The sequence below is a fragment of the Micromonospora sp. L31 genome, assembly GCF_052068075.1.
Taxonomy (GTDB): Bacteria; Actinomycetota; Actinomycetes; order Mycobacteriales; family Micromonosporaceae; genus Micromonospora; species Micromonospora purpureochromogenes.
Map to the genome: position 1 here is coordinate 251,411 of NZ_JBQHDC010000008.1, position 15,687 is coordinate 267,097.

Below are 15,687 nucleotides of genomic sequence, written 5' to 3' on the forward strand. Positions count from 1 at the left end.
CCCGGCGACGGGGTACGGGCACCGCGATGAGGTGTATTCGAACGTGACCAGCCCCACCGAGGAGCTGTTCGGCAGCGGCAGCGCCACCGGGCGGTTGATGGCCCGGCTCGACTGGGCGGCCACCCCGCTCGGCCCCGTCCAGTCCTGGCCGCAGAGCCTGCGCGCCGCCGTGCGGATCGTCCTGTCCTCCCGGTACCCGATGCTGCTGCTCTGGGGCGAGCAGTTCACCCAGCTGTACAACGACGCCTACTCGGCCCTGATCGGCGACAAGCATCCGGGTGCGCTCGGGGACGACGTCCGGACCACCCTGGCCGAGGGCTGGGACGTGCTCGCGCCGCTGATCGCCGATGCGATGGCGACGGGCGTGGCCAGCTGGGTGCCCGCCCTCCAGCTGCTCCTCGACCGGTCCGGCTACCGGGAGGAGGCCTACTTCAGCGTCTCCCACGCCCCGGCCCGTGACGACGACGGCCGTACCGTCGGCGTGTTCACGGTGTGCAGCGAGGTCACCGAGCAGGTGGTCGGGGAACGGCGGCTGGGACTGCTGCGAGACCTCTCGGTGCGCGGCGACGGGCGCACCGTGGACGTCGCCAGCACCTGCGCCCGGCTGGTCGAGGCGATCGGCGGGCACCGGTTGGACGTACCGTTCGCCGCGATCTACCTGCGGGAGGGTACGGCGCTGCACCGGGTGGCCTGCACCGGTGACGGTCCGGTGGCGGCGGTGCTGCCCGACGTCGTGGTCGACGGCGACCCGGCCTGGGGACTGTGGGCCGCCGGCGGGGGAGCGATCACCGAGGTCCACGGGGTCGCCCAGCGGATGACGCTGCCGGCCGGGGCGTTCGACGAGCCGGCGGCCACCGCCGTGTCGTTGCCACTGCCCTCCGCGGAGGCCGATCAGCCCCTCGGGGTGCTGGTGGCCGGGGTGAGCCCCAGCCGCGCCCTGGACGAGGCGTACCGGTCGTTCTTCCACCTGCTGGCGCAGCAGGTGGCCGTCGCGGTGCGCAACGCGCGGGCGTACGAGGAGGAACGTCGCCGGGCCGAGGCCCTGGCCGAGCTCGATCGCGTCAAGACCAACTTCTTCACCAACGTCAGCCACGAGTTCCGTACGCCGCTGACGCTGATGCTCGGCCCGTTGACCGACGCCCTCGCCGACGAGCGGCACCCGCTGCCACCGGAACAGCGGGAACGGGTGGACACCGCCCGGCGCAACGCCACCCGGCTGCTCACCCTCGTCAACAGCCTGCTGACCTTCTCCAGCCTGGAGGCCGGGCGCGCCCGCAGCCGGGCGCGGCAGGTGGACCTGCCGGAGCTGACCGCCCAGCTGGCCGGCGTGTTCCGCTCGGCGGTGGAACGCGCCGGGCTGCGCCTGGAGGTGGACTGCCCGCCGCTGCCCCGGCCGGTGGCGCTCGACCCGGCCAACTGGGAGTGCATCGTCACCAACCTGCTGTCCAACGCGCTGAAGCACACGTTCGTGGGGCGGATCAGCGTCGGGCTGCACGCCCACCCCACGGAGCTGCGGCTGACCGTCGCCGACACCGGCATCGGCATCGCCGAGGAGGAGATGCCCCGGCTCTTCGAGCGCTTCCACCGAGTGGACGGGGCCCGCTCCCGCAGCCACGAGGGCACCGGCATCGGGCTGGCCCTGGTCGGCGAGCTGGCCCGGCTCGAGGGCGGCGACGTACGGGTGGACAGCCAGGTCGGGCGCGGCAGCACCTTCACCGTCGCGCTGCCCTGGTCGGCGCTGCACCGCGGCACGGACGACACCGTGGCGGCGAGCGACCTCGGTGACACGGCCCGCGCCGCGGCGCAGGAGGCGAGCGACCTCGGTGACACGGCCCGCGCCGCGGCGCAGGAGGCGAGCGGATGGCTGGTCGACCCCGTCCGGCCCGAGCCGGCCGAGGAGGGGTCGCCCGGGACGCTGCCCGACGACGGGCCGGGCGTGCGGATCCTGGTGGCCGACGACAACGCTGACATGCGCGCGTACCTGGCCCGGCTGCTGACCGCGCAGGGCTGGCGGGTGGACACGGTCGGCGACGGTCGGCAGGCCCTCGACGCGATCCGGCGGGACCCACCGGACCTGGTGCTGACCGACGTGATGATGCCCGAGGTCGACGGCTTCGCCCTGGTGCGCACCCTGCGGGGACAGCCGGACACCCGGGCGCTGCCGGTGGTGGTGCTCTCCGCCCGCGCCGGCGCGGACGCCGCCGTCGAGGGCCTCGACCTCGGCGCTGACGACTACGTGGTCAAGCCCTTCACCGCGGCCGACCTCGTCGCCCGGGTACGGGCCACCCTCGAGGGTGCGCGACGGCGCCAGCGGGCACCGGACGCCGAGGACGACCGTCCGGAACCGCCGCGGTCGACCCGTCCCGCCGGTGCGGCCCCGACCCCTGCTCCACCGCCTACCGGCCCGGTCGGAGGCTCCGCCGCCGGGGCCACGGACTCCACGCGGTCGTTGACCGGTACCGCCGAGGCGGCCCTCGCCGGGGCGGCCACGGACTCCACGCCATCGTTGACCGATACCGCCCAGGCAGCCCCCGCCGGGGCGACCGTGGACCCCACGCCGTCGTTGACCGGTACCGCCGAGGCGGCCTCCGATCCTGCGCCCGCGGCGGCCAGGACGATGGACGCGGCCTCGCCCGAGGTGGCCCCGGCCGTCCCCGGCCATCCGGTGGCGGGCCCCCGGCGGGCCGCCGCCCCCGCCGGAATGCCGACCACCGTGCGGGTTGCGCACGGCCACGAGACGGCGTCCGGGGTGGACACCGGATGGAGCTACCCCTCGGAGGCCATCTCCGCCTCGGCGATGCGGCGGGACGTGCGGAGCTCGCTGGAGGCGCTGCACGTGCACCCCGATGTCGTGCAGGACCTCCTGGTGGCCGCGTCCGAGGCGTTCAACAACGCCGTCGAGCACGCGCAGCAGCCGTCCCGACCCGAGGTGCGGGTCCGCCTCCAGGTCGGCGCCGGCACCGCCCGGCTCACCGTCCGCGACTTCGGCAGCTGGCGGGACCGGCGGTCGGCGATGGACCGCGGCCGCGGCGCCACCCTGATGAACGCCTTCGGCGACGTGCGGCTGATGTCGACCGCCTCCGGCACGACGGTGACCATCGAGCGTCGCCTCACCGACGACCAGGGCTGACCGGCTGCGCACCCGCCGCCGGTCTGGTACCGGGCGTCTAGTCCCGGGCGATCAGGCCCGGCCCGGCGAGCAGGGCGATGTCGCCGTGGTCGACCTCGTGACCCTGCTCGCAGCGGAGCACGGCGCGGACCCGGCAACCGCAGTCACGGTGGGTGGCCAGCACCGGCGGGCCGGTTTCGTCGGCTGCCCAGGTGTCCCCCCACTGCCGGAGCGCGGTGATCACCGGCAGCAGCTCGCGCCCCTTGGGGGTGAGCTGGTACTCGTACCGGGTGCGCTGCCCCTGCTCGCGGTAGGGCGTCCGTTCCAGCAGACCGGCGCCGACCAGTTCCCGTAGGCGGGCGGCCATCGCCGGCTCGCCGATGCCCACCCGGCGGACGAAGTCGTCGAATCGGCGCGTGCCGAGGAACGCGTCCCGCATGATCAGCATCGCCGACCTGCTGCCCACGATGTCCATGGCCCGCGCGATCGAGCAGTTCGTCATCGACCACGCCTCCCGATCGTCCCGCAGATCCTGCACGACCCCAGCGTACGGGCTGACTTGCGTTGACGCTAGTCAGAGTGCTTCACTGGGCGAGCTGACTTTTCAAAGGAGAAGTCAGGTTTGCCCAGTGAACCTCACAGACAGGATCTTCATGGACATCTCGGCCACTACCGCACTGGTCACCGGCGCCAACCGGGGCTTCGGCCGCGCCCTGGCCAGCGAGCTGCTCGCTCGGGGCGCCACCGTGTACGCGGCGGCCCGCAACCCGGCCCTGATCGACCTCCCGGGCGCCCGGCCACTGGCGCTGGACATCACCGACCCCGCGTCCGTGGCGGCGGCCGCGGCGGCCGCCGGCGACGTCACCCTGCTGGTGAACAACGCGGGCACGTCGACCGGTGCCGACCTGCTCACCGGGGACCTGGACCAGATCCGCCTGGAGCTGGAGACGCACTACCTCGGCACCCTCTCCGTGGTGCGGGCCTTCGCCCCCGTCATCGAGCGCAACGGCGGCGGCACCGTCCTCAACGTGTTGTCCGCGCTGTCCTGGTTCGCCCTACCCACCGACGGCGCCTACGTGGCGGCCAAGGCCGCCGAGTGGGGAATGACCAACTCGCTGCGCCTCACCCTCGCCCCGGCGAAGATCCGCGTCGCGGGCCTGCACGTGGGCTACATGGACACCGACATGGCCCGGGCGGTCACCACCCCCAAGGCCGACCCGGCCGACGTGGCGGCGTACGCCGTCGACCAACTGGCCGCGGACGCGTACGAGATCGTCGCCGACGACGTCAGCCGAGGCGTACTCGCCGGGCTCTCCGGCGGCGTGGCGGCCCTCTACCCGCAGCTGCCGTAGCCGGACACCGCCCTCCACCCGCGGCGGCGGGCTCCGTCCGGCCGACCCCATCACCTCTGCAAGGAGTAGCTGTGCCCGAACAGCAGACCGCCACGACGGGTTGGCGGGCGACCACCACGCCCAGCCCGCCCACCCCGCCCGCCGCCGCGCCCACCGGGCGGACGACCGTCCGTGGTTCGCACGCGGCGACCCTCGTCGCCATGTGCCTGGGTGCGATGGTCACGTTCCTGCACCTCACCGCGACCGTCTCCGCGCTGACCACGATCCAGCGGGACCTGCGGGTCGACCCGACCAGCCTGGTCTGGATCCCCAGCGCCTACACCCTCATGCTGGCCGGCCTCGTGCTCTCCGCCGCCACGCTCGGCAGCCGGTACGGCCGCAAGCGGATGTTCAGCGCCGGTGTCGCCGCCATGATGGCCGGAGCTGCCGTGGTCGCCCTGGCCACCGCCCCCGGCTGGGTCATCGCGGGACAGCTCGTGGCCGGTGCGGGCGGGGCGCTGATCCTGTCGAACAGCCTGGCGATCCTCGGCGTGACGTTCACCGACCCGCACCGCCGTACCGAGGTCATCACCGCCTGGGCGGCGGCGTCCGGCGTCGGGTTGTCGGTGGGCCCGCTCATCGCCGGGGCGCTGCTGGCGCACGTCCACTGGCACGGCGTCTTCCTGTCCACCGTGGTGCTCGGTCTGGTCACCCTCGCCGTCACCACCCGCTGGGTGGCCGAGTCGCGCCAGCCCACCAGCCGGGTCGACCTGCCCGGCCTGCTGCTGGGCACGCTCGCCGTCGCCGCCGCCGTCTACGCGCTGATCGAGGGCGGTCGTAACGGCTACACCAGCCCGACGGTGGGGGCCGCGTGGCTCACCGCCGGCGCCGCGCTCGTCGCCTTCGTCATGGTCGAGCTGCGTACCGCCGCGCCGATGCTGGACGTCCGGCTGTTCCGGTCGCCGTCCTTCAGCGCCGTCATGCTCGTCGCCGCCGTGTCGCTGTTCGGCTTCACCGGCGTGTCGATCCTGCTGGTGCTCTTCCACGAACGCGCCCAGGCGCTCAGTCCGCTCGACACCGGCTGGCGGATGCTGGTGCTGTTCGGCCTCTACGCGGTCACCGCCTTCGCCGCCGGCCAGGCGATCCGCCGCACCGGCTTCAAGGCGCCGCTCACCCTCGGCCTGCTGCTCGGCGGCCTGGCCAGCCTGGGCCTGTCCACCCACACCCCGGGCACCCCGTTCAGCCAGAGCTGGCCGCTGCTCGCGCTCTTCGGCGCCGCCTGCGGCCTGGTCGCCGCGCCGGCCACCGCCGCGGCGCTGGCCAGCGTCGCGCCCCCGCAGGCGAGCATGGCCGCCGCGGCGGTCAACACCGCCCGCCAGTTCGGCGCCGTGATGGGCGCGTCGCTGCTGGGTACCCTGCTCAGCACCACGCTGATCGCCGACCTGCCGGGTCGGCTCGCCGCCCACGGCGTACCCGAGTCCACGCGGACGGCCGTGCAGGCGGCCGTGCGGGCCGGCACCAGCGACACCGCGACGCCGCCCGGGCCGGTGCGGCAGGCGCTCGCCGAGTCCCTGAACGCCGGCGTGCAGGCCGGGCTGCGGGTCAACGGCGTCGTCTTCCTCGCCGCCGCCGTCCTGGCGCTCGCCGTCGTCCGCAACCGGCCGCACCGCCACCAGCCGGCGGCCGACGACCGGCGGTGAGTCCGGTGCCGTGAACCCGAGCGGTACCTGGTCATGAGCGCGGGGGTGGTGGCCATCTCGGTGGCCGCCGAACTGGCCATCACCCACCCGGCCGGGGAGCGGTTCGGGGCCGATCGGGTCGGTCGCGCCGCTGCTATCGTCGGCGTCCCGGGCGGCGATCGGCGGGCCCGGCCAGCCACGAACAGGCGGTCGCCGGTGACCCGAGCACGTGCCCTCCTCCCGCCGGCGCTGCTGGGCGTGGTCCTCGTCGCGCTGGTCGTCTCCGGCATCCGGCCGTACGACCGGCTGACCTGGCTGCTGGAGACGGTGTGGGTGATCGTCGGGATCCCGGTGCTGCTGCTCACCTGGCGCCGCTTCCCACTGACCACACTGCTGTGCTGCCTGCTCGCGGCGCACGCGATCGTCCTCATCGTCGGCGGTCACCACACCTACGCGCGTACGCCGGTGGGCAACTGGGTGCGGGACCTGTTCGACCTGACCCGTAACCCGTACGACCGGCTCGGCCATTTCGCGCAGGGCTTCGTGCCGGCCATCCTGGTCCGCGAGATCCTGGTCCGCCGTTCGCCGTTGCGGGGCAGCCGGTGGCTCGCGCCGCTCGTGGTCTGCGCCTGCCTGGCCTTCAGCGCCCTGTTCGAGATGTTCGAGTGGTGGTCGGCGGTGGTCGCGGGCTCGGCGGCCGACGACTTCCTCGCCACCCAGGGCGACGTCTGGGACACCCAGTGGGACATGTTCCTGGCGCTGGTCGGCGCGATCACCTCGTTGGCCCTGCTCAGCCGCCGGCACGACCGCCAACTCCCGCCGCCGCCCGCCGGCCCCCGCCGGTCGTCGCTGCGGCCCGACCAGCCGAGGACGACCGCGTGACGGTCGGTCGCCGGCCGGGCGTGGCACTGCTGGACACCGCGGCGCTGGAACGGTCGGCGGTGGTGGCCAACAACGCGATGAACCGCGAACGGCAGCTGGCCGGGGTCAACAGCTACGCCCGGGAGCTGGGCTTCAACCCCGTCGAGGTGCTCACCGACCGGCTCGCCGGCGCCGCCGCCAGCGCCGGCTGGCTGGACCTCTGCTGCGGTACGGGCCGGGCGCTGATCCAGGCGACCGGGCAGCTGCGCCGGGTCGCGTTGACCGAGCGCACCACCCTCGTCGGGGTCGACCTGGTGGACGCCTTCGACCCGGCGCCGACACCGCCGGCGAACTTGCGGCTGGTCTGCGCCTCCGTCGCCACCTGGGCACCGGACCGGCCGTTCGACCTGATCACCTGCCTGCACGGACTGCACTACGTCGGGACAAGCTCGCCGTGCTGGCCCGCGCCGCCGACTGGCTTACGCCCGAGGGCCGGTTCGTGGCCGACCTGGACCTGTCCAGCATCCGGCTCGCCGACGGGCGCCCCGCCGGGCGACGCCTCACCGCGCTGCTGCGCGACGCCGGCTTCGCCTACGACTCCCGCCGCCGCCGGATCAGCCGCACCGGCCGCCGCGAGGTGCGCCTCCCGTACCGTTTCCTTGGCGCCGACGACCGCGCTGGCCCCAACTACACCGGCCAACCGGCGGTCCACTCCCACTACGCCGAGGAGCGCTGACCGTCTCGCCGTCCGGCGCCCCGGCCGGCAACAGCGCCTTCCCGCCCGTCCGCTCGCGGCCGTCGGCACCTGGATCGTCGCCGGCTACCTCGGCCGCAAACTCCCGCAACACTGGCAGGACAACCGATCCACCGCGTGCCGGGGGCGGCTCCGACCGGGAGCCGCCCCCGGTGCCGCCCTGCTCGCCGCGTAGGCCGATCGGCTCGCCCCCGGGACCGGCCGTCTCCCCGGCCCGGTCACCGGGCCTGCCGCCCGCACCGGCGCACGCTGCCCCCGGACTGGTGATTTCACCGATGCGGGGGCCACCCGCTCCGCCGAACACTGATCCACGTCGATATGCCCCGACTGCAGGGAGTGCCCGACGTGTCATCACCAACCACCACCCGTCCCCGTTCCGCCGTCCGCGCCGCCGGTCTGGCCGTGGCGGCCGTCCTGGCCGCCGTGGGCGGCCTGGCCGCGGCGCCGGCCGCGCAGGCCGCCGACAACCCGTACGAGCGCGGTCCCGCCCCGACCGTCGCCCTCCTGGAGGCCAGCCGCGGTCCCTTCGCCACCGCGTCGCAGAGCGTCTCCTCGCTCAGCGTGACCGGCTTCGGTGGGGGAGTCATCTACTACCCGACCAGCACCAGCGAGGGCACCTTCGGGGCCATCGCCATCTCGCCCGGCTACACCGCCGCCTGGTCCAGCATCAGCTGGCTCGGTCCGCGGCTCGCCTCGCACGGCTTCGTGGTGATCGGCATCGAGACCAACAGCCGCCTCGACCAGCCGGACAGCCGCGGCCGGCAACTGCTCGCCGCGCTCGACTACCTGGTGCAGCGCAGTTCGGTGCGGAGCCGGATCGACGGCACCCGGTTGGCCGTCGCCGGCCACTCGATGGGCGGCGGGGGCAGCCTGGAGGCCGCCGTCTCCCGGCCGTCGCTGCAGGCCGCCGTGCCGCTCGCCCCGTGGAACCTGGACAAGAGCTGGTCCGACGTCCGGGTGCCGACGCTGATCGTCGGTGGCGAGAGCGACACCGTCGCGCCGGTCTCGTCGCACTCGGAGCCGTTCTACAGCAGCATCCCGGCCTCGTCCGAGAAGGCCTACCTGGAGCTCAACGGGGCGAGCCACTTCTTCCCCCAGTCGGTGAACACCCCCACCGCCCGGCAGATGGTGGCCTGGTTGAAGCGGTTCGTCGACAACGACACCCGCTACGAGCAGTTCCTCTGCCCGGGCCCGAGCGGCCTGGCGATCGAGGAGTACCGCAACACCTGCCCGAGCGCCTGACGCTTCCCCGGGGCGGCCGCCGACCGGCGGCCGCCCCGCCATGTCCGGCCCCGGCCGCCCCGCCCCGCCATGTCCGGCCCCGGCCGCCCCGCCCCGCCATGTCCGGCCCCGGCCGCCCCGCCCCGCCATGTCCGGCCCCGGCCGCCCCGCCCCGCCATGTCCGGCCCCGGCCGCCCCGCCCCGCCATGTCCGGCCCCGGCCGCCCCGCCCCGCCGGGGCCGAGTCGGCCGGGCCGCTTCCCGCCGGCCGGCAGCCGTCCCGGCATGGCGGAACGGCTCGACGGTGGACGGCAGACCTCGAAAGACGCACTCGCAATGCCGACATCCGCCGGGCATCCCGGCGGGAGGTGCGCCTCGCTCGCCTCGGCGCCGGTCCGGCATCCACCCGCCGTGATTCGCGGTGGTCGCAGCCCTGCTGGCCAACCGATCGACGCCGCCCAGCGGACAGCGCGTACCAGTCAACTCTTTCCAACAGGTTTCCGATAAGTGACACTCGATGGATGGTTACTGCATCAACAGTGCAATTAACCGTGCTGCGGGGCCGCGACGACGAGTGCGCCGCGATCCGGCGGCTGCTGACCGACCTGCCCGGCGGCGGGGGAGCGCTGCTGCTGCAGGGCGAGCCCGGCTCCGGCCGGACCGCCCTGGTCGACTACGCCCACCGGCACGCCGACGGCTGCGCCGTCCTGGCCGGCGTCGGCCTCGCCGAGGAGGCGGCGCTGCCGTACGCGGGACTGCAACGGCTGCTGGAACCGGTGCTGGACCGGGTCCGCACGCTGCCCGAGCAGCAACGACGGGTGCTGCGGCGCGCCCTGGCCGGCGCCGGCTGCCCGGCCCACCGGCGCCTGGCCCTGTCCATGGCCGTGCTCGGGCTGCTCGCCGCCGCCGCGCGCGACCGCCCCGTGCTGTGCACGATGGACGACGTCGACCGGGGCGACCAGCCGACCGCGGAGGTGTTGGCGTTCGTCGCCCGGCGCCTGCGCCACCTGCGGGTGGCCGTCCTGCTCACCACGGCGACGGACGCCTCCGTCGGGGGAGTACCCGGTCACCGGCTCCGCCCGCTCGACGACCGCGCCAGCGCCGCGCTGCTCGCCGACCGGCTGACCGGACAGCCGGTGGCCCCGCCGGTGGCGGCGGCGCTCGGCGCGGTCGCCGGGGGCAACCCGCAGGCCCTGGTCGACCTCGCCGGCGTGCTCACCCCCGGCCAGTGCCGAGGCGAGGAACCGGCGCCCGCGGCACCGCCGACCGACGGCGGGCTGGGCCGCGCCTACCGGAGCCGCCTGGAGCGGCTGCCGGCCGAGACCCGGCGCGTCCTGCTGCTCGCCGCGCTGGACGAGGAGGGCGTGCCGGGCACCCTGATCCGGGCGGCGCGGGCCGCCGGCACGACCGTCGAGGCGCTCGCCCCGGCCGAACTCGCCGGCCTGCTCCGCGTCGAACCGGGACAGGTCACCTTCCCGCAGCCCCTGGCCCGCGCCATGGTGCGCGGCGCGGCACCACTGGCCGAGCGGCGCGCCGCGCACCTGCTGCTCGCCGGGGCGCTCGACGGTCCCGGTCAGCGGCTGCGCCGGGCACTGCACCTCGCCGCCGCGGCGGAGGGCCACGACCCGGCCCTGGCCACGGAACTGGAGCAGGCCGCGGCCCACGACGGGGTCGGCGGCGACGCCGCCTCGGCGGCCCTGCAACGCGCCGCCGAGCTCACCGACGATTCGGCCCGCGCCACTGCCCGGCTGGTGGCCGCCGCAGGGTACGCCTGGTCGGCCGGCCGGTCCCACCGCGCCCGCCTGTTGCTGGGAAACCTTCCCGCCGTCGCCGAGCCGACCGTGACCGGGCGGGCCGCACTGCTGCGCGGCGAACTGGACCTGCGCGGCGGTCGCGCCCGGTCCGCGCTGACCGCGCTGCTGGCCGCCGCGGACACGCTGGCGGGCAGCGACCGCGCACTCGCCCTCGGCGCGCTGGTCCGCGCCGGCGAGACGGTCTGCTTCTCCGGCGACCAGTACCGCTACGCCGAGGTGGCCCGGCGGGCGGAGCCGCTGCGCCGCCCCGACGACCCACCCGCGACGGAGCTGCTCAGCGCCTACGTCGCAGGGGTGGCGGCGACGCTGCGTGGCGACCACGAGCGGGCCGGGCCGGCGCTGCGCCGCGCGGTGGTCCTCGGTGGACACCTGGCCGGGTCGGCGCTCACCCCGGCGGCGCTGACCTGCGCGGCGGCGGCCGGCCTGCTGGTGGCCGTGGACGCCGCGGCGCACCGGCTCGCCGAGCGCGCCGTCGAGCTGGCCCACCACCGTGGGGAGCTGTCCGCCCTGCCGCGCGCCCTGGAGCTGCGGGCGGCCGCCGAGTACTGGCTGGGTCGGCACGACGCCGCGGCGGAGACCTCGCGGGAGGGACTGCGGATCGCCCGTGACACCGGTCAGGACAACTGGGCCGGGGTGCACCTGGGCATGCTGGCGGTGCTCGCCGCGGTCCGCGCCGACCGGGACACCAGCCTGCGCCGGATCCGCGAGATCGGCGAGAACCCGGGCGGGCACAGCCGGCCACGCGCCCTCGCCCAGTGGGCGCTGGCCGTGCTCGACCTGGCCGCCGGTCGGCACGCCGCCGCCGCGGCGCGGCTGACCGCGCTGGCCCGGCCCGGCACCGGCCGCGGGCAGGTGCTCGTCCAGGTGATGGCCACCCCGTACCTGGTCGAGGCGGCCGCCGCCGGCGGAGACCGGGCGGCGGCCGGCGCCGCGCTCGCCGTCTTCGACCGCTGGGCCAGCAGCACGGCGAGTCCGTCACGCCGGGCGCTCTCCGCGCGCTGCCACGCCCTCCTCGCGCCCCGGGGCAGCGCCGAGGCCGAGCGGGAGTTCCGGGCCGCGCTGCGGCTGCACCCGGCTGACGCCGGCGCGTTCGAGCGGGCCCGCACCGAGCTGCTGCTCGGCCGCGAGCTGCGGCGCAGCCGGCGACCCCGGGACGCGCGGGAGCACCTGCACGACGCCCGGGAGGCGTTCACCCTGATCGGGGCGACCACCTGGGCAGAGCAGGCCGCCGCCGAGCTGCGGGCGGCCGGGGAGTCGGTCGGCGCGCCGGACCCGTCGGCGGCCCGACTGCTGACCGGCCAGCAGCTGCGGATCGCCCAACTGGTCGCCGAGGGCGCCACGAACCGGGAGATCGCCGCGCGGATGTTCCTCTCCACCCGCACCGTCGACCACCACCTGCGCAACATCTTCCACCGGCTCGGCATCCGCTCCCGGACCGAGTTGGCCCGCGCCCTCTCCTGACACCGCCGGCCGCCGGCCGGTCGGCGTCGCCGGCACCCCGACGGCCGCCCGCTGCGCCCCGACCCGCCCCAGCGCCCGGACGGCGGTCAGCGACGCCGCCGGCTACCCCGCTTCAGCACCGGAACGATCTGGCGCATCGTCACGTTCTACTCATCCGGTTCCCAGGCTATGAGCAGGTCGAAGAGACGTCGGTCGCCGTCGAGCTTCAGGGAGTCCAGCGGAATGCGGCCGTAGAAGGCCAGGACCAGCTCACTGGCCGTGCCTCGGGCGGAGGCGTCGGCCGCGTCCGGGTCCTCGCCGCCGGCGGTGGCGGGCACTGTGTCGGGTGTGGGCAGGCGGGCCGCTCGTGCGCCGTCGGCGGAGAGCCAGTTGCGCCAGGAGCGGCCTTCGGTGGCGTGGTAATCGACGGCAGCGGGCTCGTGCGGCCAGGCGGCCGTCGTGGTGCAGCAGGTGGACAGGAACTCCTCGACACCGTCGAGTGCCACCTCGTCCGGCAGCGGCTGCGGGGCGCCCAGGGTGACCTGGGCGTCGTAGGTGTGCACCGCGATCTCCTGGAGCTGGTGTCGGGCGACGGCACCGCAGGTCTGCGGCGACTGCGACGTACCCCACCACGTCCAGCAACCGCGATCCGGGCCGGCCTCCCGCAATGCGTCCAGTAGCTGCTGCGTCGATGCGGTCAACCAGGCCAGCAGGGCCTCGCGCTCCCGGGGCGCAGCCGGGCCCTCGGATGCGGACTTGGCCGGGGCGGTGGGCCCTGCGGCGACGGTGGCGGCCCAGGAGCGGCGCCCCTCGCCCAGGTGCTGCACCAGATCGAACAGCGTCCACTCGGGACAGGTCGGCACCTGCACGTCGAGGCTGGGCGCGGAGGCGACCGCGGCGCGGAAGGCGGTCGACCGTTCGTCGATCAGCCGCAGCAGATCGGGGAACTCCAGAGTCTTTTCCACGCCGGCTGTCTATCACCGTGCTCCGGCAACCGGACAGCGAGTTTCGCCGCCGACGCGGCGGGCGCGGCGTCCTCATTCTGAAGCGATCGGTCGGTCCTGCTCCATTGCCGGTACGGACCCTCGGTGTGCCATCGTGTCCTCCAGCCAGTCGACGAGCGGCAGCCACGGCGGGGAAGGGGAGTGGTGATGGGGGAGCAGCGGCCCGGACCGCTCGACGGCGTCCTGGTCGCGGACTTCTCGCGCATCCTCGCCGGGCCGTACGCGACCATGCTCCTGGCCGACCTCGGCGCCGAGGTGATCAAGGTGGAGGGGCCCGGCGGGGACGACACCCGGGCCTGGACGCCGCCGGCACGCGAGGGCGTCTCCACCTACTACCTCGGCGTGAACCGCAACAAACGCTCGATCGCGCTCGACCTCGCCGACCCCGACGACCTGGCCGTCGCGCGGGAACTGGCCCGCCGCGCCGACGTCATGATCGAGAACTTCCGCCCCGGTGGCCTGCGCCGCTTCGGCCTCGACTACGACAGCGTGGCGGCCGGCAACGAAGGAATCGTCTACGCCTCCGTCAGCGGCTTCGGCGCCCACGGCGGAGCGCACCTGCCCGGCTACGACCTGATGGTCCAGGCGGCGTCGGGCCTGATGAGCCTCACTGGCGACGCCGACGGCCCGCCGTACAAGGCCGGCGTCGCCGTGTTCGACGTGATCGCCGGTTTGCACGCGGCGGTCGGCATCCTCGCCGCCCTGCACCACCGGGCCCGCACCGGTGTCGGCCAGCACGTCGAGGTGAACCTGCTCTCCTCGGCACTGTCCGGTCTGGTCAACCACACCAGCGGGTACGTCGCCGGCGGCGCGGCCCCGCACCGGATGGGCAACGCCCACCCGAGCCTCTTCCCGTACGAGCCGTTGCCCACCGCCGACGGCGACCTCGTCGTCATCGCCGGGAACGACGGCCAGTTCCGCCGGCTGTGCCAGGTGCTCGGCCTACCCGAGCTGGCTGACGACCCCCGGTTCGGGCGCAACCAGGACCGCACCGTGCACCGGGACGCCCTGCGCCCGATCCTGGTGGCGCGGTTGGCCGGGCGGACCCGGGACGAGTGGTTCCGCGACCTGACCGCCGCGGGCGTGCCGTGCGCCCCGATCACCACCGTCGACGGCGGGGTCGCCCTGGCCGAGCAGCTCGGGCTCGACCCGGTGGTCACGGTCGGCGGCGTGCCCGGCGTCCGGCACCCGATCGGCTTCTCCGAAACCCCGCCCCGCTACGACCTGCCACCGCCTGGCCTCGACGAGCACGGTGACGACATCCGCGCCTGGCTGACCGGCTGAGCTACCAGTCGGTGGAGTGCGGCCAGCGGGATCACCCCGACCGGGTACCAGAGCAGATCGACCGGATCGAACTGGACCCCGAGCGCCAGCCGCGCGACCAGACTCCGGGCCGACAAATCCGCCGGCACCCCGGTGAGCTGCGCGCATTCCACCATCCAGCAGAACAGCACCGCGATCACCCCGACCGGCGCCGGCGCCATCCGCGGCCACAGGAACAGCACTCCCGCCCACACCATCGACGCGTACAGGGCGGTGCCGGAGTACTGGCGCACCGGGCCGTCGTCGACGGCGCGGATGGCCAGGGCCACGCCGAGGAAGAGCGCCGCCGCCACCGGCATGAACAGCCGGACCGTCTTCGGCGTGATCGACATTTCGGGGATGCTAGTCACCGCACGTCCAGGGTGCCGCCCCGATGGACGCAGTCGAGGGGCGGCGCGGCGGGAGAGGGTCGCTCGGAGGGGCTTCGCCCCCGGTTCGGGCGCAACCAGGACCGCACCGTGCACCGGGACGCCCTGCGCCCGATCCTGGTCGCGCGGTCGGCCCGGCGGACCCGGGACGAGTGGTTCCGCGACCTCACCGCCGCGGGCGTACCGTGCGCCCCGATCACCACCATCGACGGCGGAGTCGGGCTGGCCTGACTCCCGTCCCCGTGCTTCGGTGACCGTCCCTAGTCGAGCCAGCAGATGCCGGCGTCGCCCTCCCGCGCCGCCGCCGCGAAGAACCGCTGGGCGTACGGCAGGTGGTGCGTCACCCACGACAGCTGGTCCGGCCGGTCCCAGACCTGCGGGTAGATGTCGGCCCGCTCCAGCTCGGCCTGGTCGACGCCGCGGCTCAGGGCGTCCTCGGTGAGGCCGCCGAGCGTCGCGGCGGCTTCGGCCACCTGCTCCGGGGTGAGATAGCGGGGCGGCCCGTAACCCCAGTCGTGCTCCGGATCCTCCGTGACGTCGTCCCCGTCCTCGTCCTCCGCGTCCGGTATTTCGACGAACGCCTCGGCCCCGTACACGATCGGCAGCTCGACGCCCTGCCGCTCGAGCAGGAAGTCGAAGGCGTGCCACGCCTTGCCGGTGCCGTCGACGCGCTCGCCCTCAGCGTCCATGGCCGCCTGCGCGAAGTCGTACGCCCAGCCCAGGTCGTCCTTCGCGCGCGCCAGCTCGGCCGGGGTGACCCGCAGCCAGTTCCCGTTCATGCTCA

Annotated in this window: 13 protein-coding genes; 9 read left to right on the plus strand and 4 right to left on the minus strand. The window is 75.1% G+C overall.

All coding sequences use genetic code 11. The annotated features are described in order from the left end of the window. Positions 1 to 43 precede the first annotated feature (43 nt). On the plus strand, positions 44 to 3,130 hold the full coding sequence (locus ACTMS9_RS22510; protein ID WP_441165929.1) for an ATP-binding protein: 3,087 nt from the start codon (positions 44 to 46) through the stop codon (positions 3,128 to 3,130). 37 nt (positions 3,131 to 3,167) lie between these two features. Here ACTMS9_RS22510 and ACTMS9_RS22515 read toward each other — a convergent pair whose 3' ends face one another. After that, the gene (locus ACTMS9_RS22515; protein WP_441148402.1) at positions 3,168 to 3,647 is read right to left on the minus strand and encodes a winged helix-turn-helix transcriptional regulator; all 480 of its coding nucleotides are present in this window, start codon (positions 3,645 to 3,647) and stop codon (positions 3,168 to 3,170) included. 115 nt (positions 3,648 to 3,762) lie between these two features. Here ACTMS9_RS22515 and ACTMS9_RS22520 point away from each other — a divergent pair, with 115 nt between their 5' ends. From ACTMS9_RS22520 to ACTMS9_RS22545, 6 genes are all read left to right on the plus strand, one after another. Further along, positions 3,763 to 4,461 (plus strand): SDR family oxidoreductase, encoded by a 699-nt coding sequence (locus ACTMS9_RS22520; protein WP_441148569.1) that lies wholly within the window; start codon positions 3,763 to 3,765, stop codon positions 4,459 to 4,461. Between the two features lie 71 nt (positions 4,462 to 4,532). Then, on the plus strand, positions 4,533 to 6,140 hold the full coding sequence (locus tag ACTMS9_RS22525) for an MFS transporter (RefSeq protein ID WP_441148401.1): 1,608 nt from the start codon (positions 4,533 to 4,535) through the stop codon (positions 6,138 to 6,140). Positions 6,141 to 6,173: 33 nt separating this feature from the next. Beyond that, positions 6,174 to 7,001, plus strand: coding sequence for a DUF2238 domain-containing protein (locus ACTMS9_RS22530; protein ID WP_441165930.1), 828 nt, complete (start codon positions 6,174 to 6,176; stop codon positions 6,999 to 7,001). Next, complete coding sequence (locus tag ACTMS9_RS22535; RefSeq protein ID WP_441165931.1) at positions 6,998 to 7,909, plus strand: hypothetical protein; 912 nt, start codon at positions 6,998 to 7,000, stop codon at positions 7,907 to 7,909. Before ACTMS9_RS22530 ends, ACTMS9_RS22535 begins: the two co-directional genes overlap by 4 nt. A 143-nt stretch (positions 7,910 to 8,052) precedes the next feature. Further along, positions 8,053 to 8,976 carry an alpha/beta hydrolase family protein gene (locus ACTMS9_RS22540; protein ID WP_441148398.1) on the plus strand — a complete coding sequence of 308 codons (924 nt, stop codon included), beginning with the start codon at positions 8,053 to 8,055 and terminating at the stop codon, positions 8,974 to 8,976. A gap of 499 nt (positions 8,977 to 9,475) precedes the next feature. Next, entirely contained in the window at positions 9,476 to 12,229 is a 2,754-nt protein-coding gene (locus ACTMS9_RS22545; RefSeq protein ID WP_441165932.1) for a LuxR C-terminal-related transcriptional regulator, read from the plus strand. 146 nt (positions 12,230 to 12,375) lie between these two features. On the opposite strand, the gene ACTMS9_RS22550 is transcribed toward ACTMS9_RS22545, so the two are convergent. Then, positions 12,376 to 13,173: a maleylpyruvate isomerase family mycothiol-dependent enzyme gene (locus ACTMS9_RS22550; RefSeq protein ID WP_441165933.1), complete on the minus strand. Its 798-nt coding sequence runs from the start codon at positions 13,171 to 13,173 to the stop codon at positions 12,376 to 12,378. Between the two features lie 186 nt (positions 13,174 to 13,359). On the opposite strand from ACTMS9_RS22550, the gene ACTMS9_RS22555 reads away from it, so the two are divergent. Further along, positions 13,360 to 14,496 carry a CaiB/BaiF CoA transferase family protein gene (locus tag ACTMS9_RS22555; protein ID WP_441165934.1) on the plus strand — a complete coding sequence of 379 codons (1,137 nt, stop codon included), beginning with the start codon at positions 13,360 to 13,362 and terminating at the stop codon, positions 14,494 to 14,496. Here the strand turns inward: ACTMS9_RS22555 and ACTMS9_RS22560 are convergent. Beyond that, complete coding sequence (locus ACTMS9_RS22560; protein ID WP_441165935.1) at positions 14,430 to 14,867, minus strand: DUF2809 domain-containing protein; 438 nt, start codon at positions 14,865 to 14,867, stop codon at positions 14,430 to 14,432. The genes ACTMS9_RS22555 and ACTMS9_RS22560 overlap by 67 nt on opposite strands. A 30-nt stretch (positions 14,868 to 14,897) precedes the next feature. Here ACTMS9_RS22560 and ACTMS9_RS22565 point away from each other — a divergent pair, with 30 nt between their 5' ends. Continuing rightward, positions 14,898 to 15,134: a CoA transferase gene (locus ACTMS9_RS22565; protein ID WP_441165936.1), complete on the plus strand. Its 237-nt coding sequence runs from the start codon at positions 14,898 to 14,900 to the stop codon at positions 15,132 to 15,134. Between the two features lie 29 nt (positions 15,135 to 15,163). Here ACTMS9_RS22565 and ACTMS9_RS22570 read toward each other — a convergent pair whose 3' ends face one another. Next, positions 15,164 to 15,682, minus strand: a complete 519-nt coding sequence (locus ACTMS9_RS22570) for a DUF1877 family protein (protein WP_441165959.1) — start codon at positions 15,680 to 15,682, stop codon at positions 15,164 to 15,166. Positions 15,683 to 15,687: the final 5 nt, after the last annotated feature.

Excerpts from the sequence above, each read along its gene's own strand:
- ACTMS9_RS22555 (WP_441165934.1), top strand. The coding sequence starts at position 13,360 with ATGGGGGAGCAGCGGCCCGGACCGCTCGACGGCGTCCTGGTCGCGGAC.
- ACTMS9_RS22570 (WP_441165959.1), bottom strand. The coding sequence starts at position 15,682 with ATGAACGGGAACTGGCTGCGGGTCACCCCGGCCGAGCTGGCGCGCGCG.
- ACTMS9_RS22530 (WP_441165930.1), top strand. The coding sequence starts at position 6,174 with ATGAGCGCGGGGGTGGTGGCCATCTCGGTGGCCGCCGAACTGGCCATC.
- ACTMS9_RS22540 (WP_441148398.1), top strand. The coding sequence starts at position 8,053 with ATGCCCCGACTGCAGGGAGTGCCCGACGTGTCATCACCAACCACCACC.
- ACTMS9_RS22560 (WP_441165935.1), bottom strand. The coding sequence starts at position 14,867 with ATGTCGATCACGCCGAAGACGGTCCGGCTGTTCATGCCGGTGGCGGCG.
- ACTMS9_RS22545 (WP_441165932.1), top strand. The coding sequence starts at position 9,476 with ATGGTTACTGCATCAACAGTGCAATTAACCGTGCTGCGGGGCCGCGAC.
- ACTMS9_RS22520 (WP_441148569.1), top strand. The coding sequence starts at position 3,763 with ATGGACATCTCGGCCACTACCGCACTGGTCACCGGCGCCAACCGGGGC.